Source organism: Kineococcus lubricus (genome assembly GCF_050871965.1).
Classification (GTDB): domain Bacteria; phylum Actinomycetota; class Actinomycetes; order Actinomycetales; family Kineococcaceae; genus Kineococcus.
The window spans coordinates 1-2,487 of the sequence record NZ_JBJLSK010000067.1 but is presented as its reverse complement, the minus strand read 5'-3'; the positions used below and the strand labels follow the sequence as shown (position 1 = coordinate 2,487).

The window sequence follows — 2,487 nt, the reverse complement described above, 5'->3', positions numbered from 1 at the left end:
CCGCCGCCGTCCACGTGGTGGCCGGCGCCGTCGGCCTGCTGGCGGCGCTCACCGCCTTGGTGGGGCAGTGGCGCTCCGGTGTCCTGCACCGCGTCTCGCACCTGGTGATGGTGGCCGCCATGGCCCTGGGGCTGGCCGCCGCCGTCGGCGTGGGGACGTCGGTGGTCTGGTCGTTGCTGCTGGTCGTCCTGGCCTGGGTCACGGCCTGGGCGGCGGCGGCGGCGCGGGCGGGCGGTGCCTTCCTCCTGCCGCTGGACCTGCTCGCCACCAGCGCACTGCTCCTGCTGATGCCCCCCGTCGCCGCGGCCGGACCGGTGCCGCTGGCCGGGCACGTGCACGCCACCGGCGGGGACTTCGCCGGCGTGCTGTCCCTGACCGTCTCCACCGCGTGGCTGGTGGTCGCGCTCCTGCGCTGCCGCCCACGCACGCCGGCCGGGGCGGCCACGACCGCCGGCTCCCCGGCCGGCTCCTCCTCGACCACGGCGGCCCTGCCGCACCTGTGCACGGCCGGGATGGCCGGGAGCATGGTGCTCATGGCCGTGGTCTCCCTCTGAAGACCCACGACCCGACCCGGCCCGCGAGGGACCGGGCGGCCCCACGGAAGGGGAACCGCATGTCCGCTGACCTGGTCCTGCGCGGTGGCGAGGTGTTCACCGTCGACGAGCAGTTCTCGATCGCCCAGGCGATCGCCGTCCGCGACGGTGAGATCGTCGCCGTCGGCACCGACGACGACGTCGCGGCCCTCATCGGGCCGGACACCGAGGTCGTCGAGCTGGCCGGCCGCTCCGTGCTGCCGGGCATCAACGACTCGCACCTGCACGCGATCGCCTTCGGCCTCGACACCCCACCGCTGTCGCTGGACCTGTCCCACCCGGCGGTGACCTCCATCGCGGACATCCGCGACGCCGTCCGCGACGCCGTCGCCGCGGCCGCCCCGGGGGAGTGGGTCGTGGGCACCGGCTGGGACGACGGCTACCTGGCCGAGTGCCGCGCCGAGCCGGGCCGGGTCCCGCACCGCGACGACCTCGACGACGTCTCCCCGGACAACCCCGTCTTCCTCCAGGACTACTCCCGGCACACCACCTGGGTGAACTCCGCCGCCCTGCGGATCGCGGGGGTGGACGAGTCCACCCCCGTCCCCGACGGCGGCTACCTCGACACCGGCACCGACGGCCGCCTCACCGGCATCGTGCGCGAAGGGGCCCAGTCCCTCGTCCAGCAGGTGCTGCCGCCGCTGACCGCCGCCCGCCGCGAACAGGCGATCCGCTCGGCCGTGGCGAAGTTCCAGGAACTCGGCATCACCAGCATCACCGACCCCGCGCTGGGCCCGGGCGGCGAGGCTCTGGCCGGGGGTGCGATGGGCACCGAGGGGTTGTCCGTCTACGCGCGGCTGGCGGCCGCCGGGGAACTCGGCGTCCGGGTGAACGCGCTCCTGCTGCCCACCGGCATGTCCGGTTCGGCCGAGGAGTTCGAGCAGCACCTCGACACCGCCCTGCCCGAGCAGCCCGACCCGCGCACCTTCCGCGTCCTGGGGGTCAAGGTGTTCGCCGACGGCATCCCGCCGACCGGGTCGGCCTGGATGCACGAGGAGTACCTGACCGGCGGCTGCGGCGCGCTGTGCGTGAGCGGGGGCACCGACGACGAACGGGTCGAGACTCTGCGCCGGATGGTCAGCGCGGGGCACCGCGCCGGCCGGCAGCTCGGCATCCACGTCACCGGCGACCGCGCCATCGACGCCGTCGTCGACGCGATCGCCGCCGCGCAGGCCGAGCACCCGCGCCCCGACGCGCGCCACTACCTCATCCACGGGGACTTCGTGAGCGCGCCGACGCTGGCCCGCATGGCCGAGCTCGGCATCGGGGTCAACATGAACCCGACCATCAAGTGGACCATCTCCGACCTCGAGGTCGGCGTCGTGGGAGCCGAGCGCGCCGCCTACGAGTGGCCCTACCGGCTGGCGGCCGAGACCGGGGTGCACCTCATGAGCAGTTCCGACGCGCCCGTCACCGCGCCGGACTGGCGGCAGGGGCTGTCGACCATGCTGCTGCGCGAGGGCAAGGCCAGCGGTGAGGTCAGCGGCGCCGAGCAGCGCATCGACCTCGAGACCGCCCTGCGCACCTACACCAGCAACCCCGCGTGGCAGGACTTCGCCGAGGACTGGAAGGGGACGCTGGAGGTGGGCAAGGTCGCCGACCTCGTCGTCCTCGGCGTCGGCCTGCGCGCGCTCGACCCCCACGACATGCCCACGATGCCCGTCGACCTCACGGTCCTGGGCGGTCGCGTCGTCCACCGGCGCCCCGTCCCCACCCCCGCTTGATCCCGCCGCCGGTCGCGCCCGCCCCGGCCGGCCGGTCCGCACCCCCCCACGAGCCGAGGACGAGATGAGCACCGGTTACCTGTGGCACGAGTTGTACGGCTGGGCCGACACCGGCAGCGGGTCGTTGTTCCCCGCTGATCCGGGGGTCGGGTTGCAGCCGATCGCCCACC

At 74.8% G+C, this 2,487-nt stretch carries 1 protein-coding gene and 1 pseudogene; both read left to right on the top strand.

Annotated elements, in window-relative coordinates; translation table 11 throughout:
• Positions 1 to 554: pseudogene (locus ACRYRX_RS22525) on the top strand (hypothetical protein); the annotation flags it as partial.
• Positions 555 to 613: 59 nt separating this feature from the next.
• Positions 614 to 2,317 carry an amidohydrolase gene (locus ACRYRX_RS22520; protein WP_432515436.1) on the top strand — a complete coding sequence of 568 codons (1,704 nt, stop codon included), beginning with the start codon at positions 614 to 616 and terminating at the stop codon, positions 2,315 to 2,317.
• Positions 2,318 to 2,487: the final 170 nt, after the last annotated feature.

Coding starts and splice junctions, on each gene's coding strand:
- ACRYRX_RS22520 (WP_432515436.1), top strand. CDS start 614: ATGTCCGCTGACCTGGTCCTGCGCGGTGGCGAGGTGTTCACCGTCGAC.